Annotated in this window: 5 protein-coding genes; 2 read left to right on the top strand and 3 right to left on the bottom strand. The window is 73.2% G+C overall.

What is annotated here, in order from left to right; translation table 11 throughout:
• The first annotated feature begins 306 nt into the window (after positions 1 to 306).
• Together HLK59_RS48315 and HLK59_RS48310 are read left to right on the top strand one after the other, a co-directional pair.
• Positions 307 to 744 (top strand): thiamine pyrophosphate-dependent enzyme, encoded by a 438-nt coding sequence (locus tag HLK59_RS48315; RefSeq protein ID WP_240983075.1) that lies wholly within the window; start codon positions 307 to 309, stop codon positions 742 to 744.
• Between the two features lie 103 nt (positions 745 to 847).
• The gene (locus tag HLK59_RS48310) at positions 848 to 1,594 is read left to right on the top strand and encodes an IclR family transcriptional regulator (RefSeq protein WP_171148044.1); all 747 of its coding nucleotides are present in this window, start codon (positions 848 to 850) and stop codon (positions 1,592 to 1,594) included.
• Positions 1,595 to 1,614: 20 nt separating this feature from the next.
• Here HLK59_RS48310 and HLK59_RS48305 read toward each other — a convergent pair whose 3' ends face one another.
• The 3 genes from HLK59_RS48305 to HLK59_RS48295 form a co-directional block, all read right to left on the bottom strand.
• Positions 1,615 to 3,084 carry a sugar ABC transporter ATP-binding protein gene (locus tag HLK59_RS48305; RefSeq protein ID WP_171148043.1) on the bottom strand — a complete coding sequence of 490 codons (1,470 nt, stop codon included), beginning with the start codon at positions 3,082 to 3,084 and terminating at the stop codon, positions 1,615 to 1,617.
• Between the two features lies 1 nt (position 3,085).
• Positions 3,086 to 4,153, bottom strand: a complete 1,068-nt coding sequence (locus tag HLK59_RS48300) for a sugar ABC transporter substrate-binding protein (RefSeq protein ID WP_171148042.1) — start codon at positions 4,151 to 4,153, stop codon at positions 3,086 to 3,088.
• Between the two features lie 35 nt (positions 4,154 to 4,188).
• Positions 4,189 to 4,667: ABC transporter permease (locus HLK59_RS48295; protein ID WP_171148041.1), on the bottom strand; the 479-nt coding region annotated here is incomplete at its 5' end.

The raw sequence follows: 4,667 nt of genomic DNA, 5'->3' as shown, positions 1-4,667 counted from the left end.
CAGGCAGAGCAGGGGGGGGAGAGTGTCGGGGTGGGGGGGCTGTCAAGTGGGGCGGTGCAGGGGTGGCCGGGGGGGAGGGTGGGCACGCGCGCCGTGGAGGGTGTGCTGGGGGGGGGCCGGGGGGTCGGGGGGGGTGCAGGGGGGGGGGAGGCGGGGGGGGCGGGGGGGGGGGGAGCGGGGGGCGGGGGGGGCGTGGGGGGGGGGGGGGAGGGGGGCGGGGGGGGGGGGGAGGGGGGGGGGGAGGGGGGGGGGCGGGGGGGGCGGGGCGGCGCGGCGATCGTCGAAGAGGCCATCACCGTAGGGCTGTTGCTCCGCCGTCTCGTACGCATCGACAGTCCCGGCAGCTACACCCACACCGTCGGCGGCGGCCTGGGCTGGGGCATCGGCGCCGCCGTCGGCCGCGCACTCGCCGAGCCGGGACGGCCCGTGGTCGCCGTACTCGGTGACGGCTGCGCCCTGTTCGGACTCCAGGGACTGTGGAGCGCCGCACGGCAGTCGGCCCCGGTCCTGTTCGTGGTCATGAACAACGGCGCCTACCGCACCCTCCAGGACACCTACGAGGCGATGGGCGGCCCGGGCCCGTGCCCCGGCACCGAACTGGGTCCGCTGGACTTCACCCGGGCGGCCGCCTTCTTCGGCGTCGACGCGGTCCGCGCCGAGAGCGCGCGGCATCTGCGCGAACTCGTCGCAGGGGCCGGGAAGTCGAAAGGCCCACTGCTGGTCGACGTACCGCTCAGGCAATGAGACCCGCCGCGGGGGGAACGCCCGCCACGACCGAGGCGAAGATCCGCCACTCACAGCGACGCACACCTTGCCACCCGCACACCCAAGCATCACCATTCGGTCCATGACGGACGACGGTCCTCTGCCCAAGTCGGTACTCGCCCGCGGAGTGGCGCTGCTCCGTGTCTGCGGGGACTCCGGGACCGCCCTCACCCTCGCCGAACTCGCCCTGCGCACCGGGCTGCCCAAGCCCACCGCGCACCGGCTGATCGGCGAACTGGTCCGGCTCGGCCTGGTCGAGCGCACCCCGGACGGCCACTACCGCATCGGCCTGGGGCTCTTCGTCCTCGGCCAGTCCGCGCCGTCGGTGCGCGAACTGCGGGACACGGCGCTGCCCTACCTGGGCGACCTGCACGAGGCCACCCACGAGAACGTCCACCTCGCCGTCCCGGACGGCACCGACACCCTGTTCCTGGAGAAGATCACGAGCCGCCGCGCCACCCCGATCGTCTCCCGCACCGGCGGCCGCCTGCCCGCTCACTGCACCGCCACCGGCAAGGTCTTCCTCGCCCTGGACCCGCGCCCCCCGCACCGCACCCTGTTCCGCCTCACCCCCCGCACCCTGGTCCTCCCGGGCCAGCTGGCCCGGGACCTGGCCCTGACCCGCGCCCGGGGCTTCGGCGTCAACCTGGAGGAGGCCGAGATCGGCGTCTCGGCGGTGGCGGCCCCGGTCTACGCCCACGACCGCGACCCCCGCCCGATCGCCGCGATCTCGGTGACGGGCGGCACCCGCCGCCTGGACGTGGACCGGGTGGGCGCGAGGGTCTGCGCGGCGGCGAGGGCCCTGACCCGCGCGTTGTCGGCTCGGTGACCGGCGGACAGTTCCGCCGGTCACCGAGCCGTCGACGCCCCCTGCTGCATCGCCACAGCCAACGCGTGCTCCGTCAGACGCGCCCCGTACACCTCGCCGGTCACCCGGCCCCGTACGAAGACCAGCACCCGGTCGCACACCTCCGTCAGCTCCGCCAGGTCCGTCGACGCGATCAGCACCGCCGCGCCGCCCGCCGCCAACTCGCCCACGATCCGGTGCATCTCGGCCCGCACGCCGACGTCCACGCCCCGCGTCGGGTCGTCGAGCACCACGACCTTGGGGTCGGTCGCCAGCCACTTGGCGAAGACGACCTTCTGCTGGTTGCCGCCGGACAGGCGCGCCACCACGTCGTGCGGGCCGCCGCGCAGCCGCAGCCGTTCTGTCAGGTCGACGGTACGGCGGACCAGTTCCGACCGCGACGGCGCGATTCCGCCCCGGCCGAGCCCCAGCCAGCTCACCGACGTCGTGTTCTCCCAGACCTCCCGGTCGACCATCAGCCCGTACCGCTTGCGGTCGCTCGGCACGAAGGCGACCCCCGACCGCACCGCGTCCCGCAGCGAGTGCGGCAGACCGCGGCCGCCCACGTCCACCCGGCCCGCGGAGATCGCCGTACGGCCGCACACCACCTCCAACGCGCCGAGATGGCCCGCCCCCTGGAGCCCGGCGACCCCGACGACCTCGCCCGCCCGGACCGTGAACGTCACGTCCGCGAGCCGGCCCGGCACACTGACCCCCGACAGCACCACCGGCGGCGGCAGATCGACCACGGTCCGCGTCCGGCGTGCCCGCTGCTCGGGCCGGCCGCCCAGCATCGCCGTCACCAGTTCCGGCACGTCGACCTCCCCGCGGGGCACCCCCGCGAGCGCGACCCGTCCGTCCCGCAGCACCGTCACACGCTGCGCGAACCGCATCACCTCCTCCAGGAAGTGGGTGACGTACAGGACGGCGATGCCCCGCCCGGTCAGCGTGCGCAGCACCCCCTCCAGACGGTCGACGGCGGCGGCCGGCAGCGCCGACGTCGGCTCGTCGAGGATCAGCAGCCGGGGGCGGCGCAGCAGGGCCCGGGCGATCTCCGTCAACTGCTGGTCGGCGAGCGGCAGTTCGCCGAGCTCCGTATCGAGGTCCACGTGCAGCCCCAGCTCGGCGAGGACCGGCCGGGCCGCCCGGTCCATGGCACCCCGGTCGAGCAGGCCGAGGCGGCGCGGTGGCCGGTGGGGGAAGAGGTTCTCCCGGACGGTGAGGTCGGGGAAGAGACTCAACTCCTGGGAGACGGTGGCGATCCGGGTGTCCTTCGCGAGGCGTACCGCACCCTCCTCCGCCGCCAGCGTCCCCGACACGATCCGCACCAGCGTCGACTTGCCCGCACCGTTCTCGCCGACCAGTGCGTGCACCTCGCCGCCCCGCAGCCGGACCCCGGCCCCGTCCAACGCCCGTACTCCGCCGTAGGACTTGACCAGGCCCTGGGCCACGAGGATGTCGCCGTGCGCCATCTCAGCGTGCGTCCTTCAAGGGGCGCAGCTGGCCCTCCTGGTCGCCGAGGAGCTTGTCGATGGTCGGCTTGTACCAGTCGTAGGCCGCCTCCGGGGACTTCTGCCGGGCGATGATCTCGTCGATGTTGGAGGAGTCGACCACCCCGCCGGGGGAGAGGAACCAGCCGTCGGGCAGCTTGCCGTCGTTCTCGCGCACCGACTCGATCAGGATGGCCGTGGAGAGGTAGCCCTTGAGGAAGTGCTGCGGGTCGATGGCGACGAAGTTCGAGCCGTCCTCGACCGCGTCGAGGGTCTTGGGGTCGACGTCGAAGCCGGCCGTCAGCCACTTCCCCTGCTTCGACTTCTTGATCTTTGCCAGGTTGTAGCTGTCGGCGTCACCGACACCGAGGAACGCCAGCGCGTCCGGGTGCGCGTTGACCTGCGCCGACCAGGAGCTGTAGTTCTGGCCGGGATCGCTGTACGTCTGGAAGGGGCCGAGCACCTTCACGTTCGGCGCCTCTTTGTTGAACGTGTCCTTGATGCCCGCCGCCCGGTTGTCCAGCACCGGCGTCCCCGGGTTCGGCACCCCGATGACGATCTCGCCCTTCGGGTCGTCGCCCAGCCGCTTCAGCGCCTCCTTCGCCATCAGCTCGCCGAGCGCGTAATTGTCGTTGCCCACATAGAAGTTCACCTTGCTGCCGTCGGTGGGGGAGGTGTCCAGGGCGACGATCGGGATGCCCTTGTCCACGGCCCGGGCGGCGGGGCGGGTGAAGATCGGCGGGTCCAGGTTCTCCAGGACGATGCCGTCCTTGGCGGTCGTCTGGAGGTTCTGGAACAGCTGGACCTCGGCCGGACCGTCCGTGTTGGGCGGGCCGACCGCCTGGAAGTCGACGTTCTTGGCGTGCTCCGCGGCGCTCTCCGCGCCGAGCACCATCTCGTGGGCGAAGTTGAGGGAGATGTTGGCCACGGCGATGCCCATGTCCAGCTTGCCGCCCTTGCCGCCGGACCCCTCGCTCTCCCCGCACCCGGAGGCGCCCAGCAGTGCCAGGACGCCGAGGGCGGCGGCCACCGTACGGAATCGAGGATGCATCAGAGGCCTCCAACAGCCATGTGCGGACCGGATGTTCACTGGCGCCGCCGTCCCGTGCGGCGCAACGCGCTGTCCGCCGCGACCGCGACGAGGATGACCCCGCCGGTCGCGAACGACGTCCAGTTGATGGGTACTTCGAAGAACACGAGCCCGGCGGCCACGACCGCCAGGATCATCGCCCCCGCCACCGCGCCGAACACCGAGCCGCGCCCCCCGGCCAGCGGAGTCCCGCCGATGATGCACGCGGCGATGGCCTGGAGCTCGTACCCCTGGCCGAGGGTCGGGTCGCCGGCGCCGTAGAACGCGAGGGCGAGCACGGCGGCGCAGGCCGTGGTGAGACCGGACAGCGCCAGGGCCTGGACGCGGGTGCGCACGACCGGGATGCCGCTGAACTCGGCGGCGTCCGGATTGGAGCCGATGGCCCGCACCCGCGCTCCGAACCGGGTGCGGGCGAGCACCACGGACAGCACCTGGCTCTTATCCACATCGCCGAGCCCACGCGACGCCTGAGCAA

The sequence above is a fragment of the Streptomyces sp. S3(2020) genome, assembly GCF_013044505.1.
In the GTDB taxonomy this organism is placed as follows: Bacteria; Actinomycetota; Actinomycetes; order Streptomycetales; family Streptomycetaceae; genus Streptomyces.
Note: the sequence above shows the minus strand (reverse complement) of the source record. Positions and strands in the feature narration are given on the sequence as shown.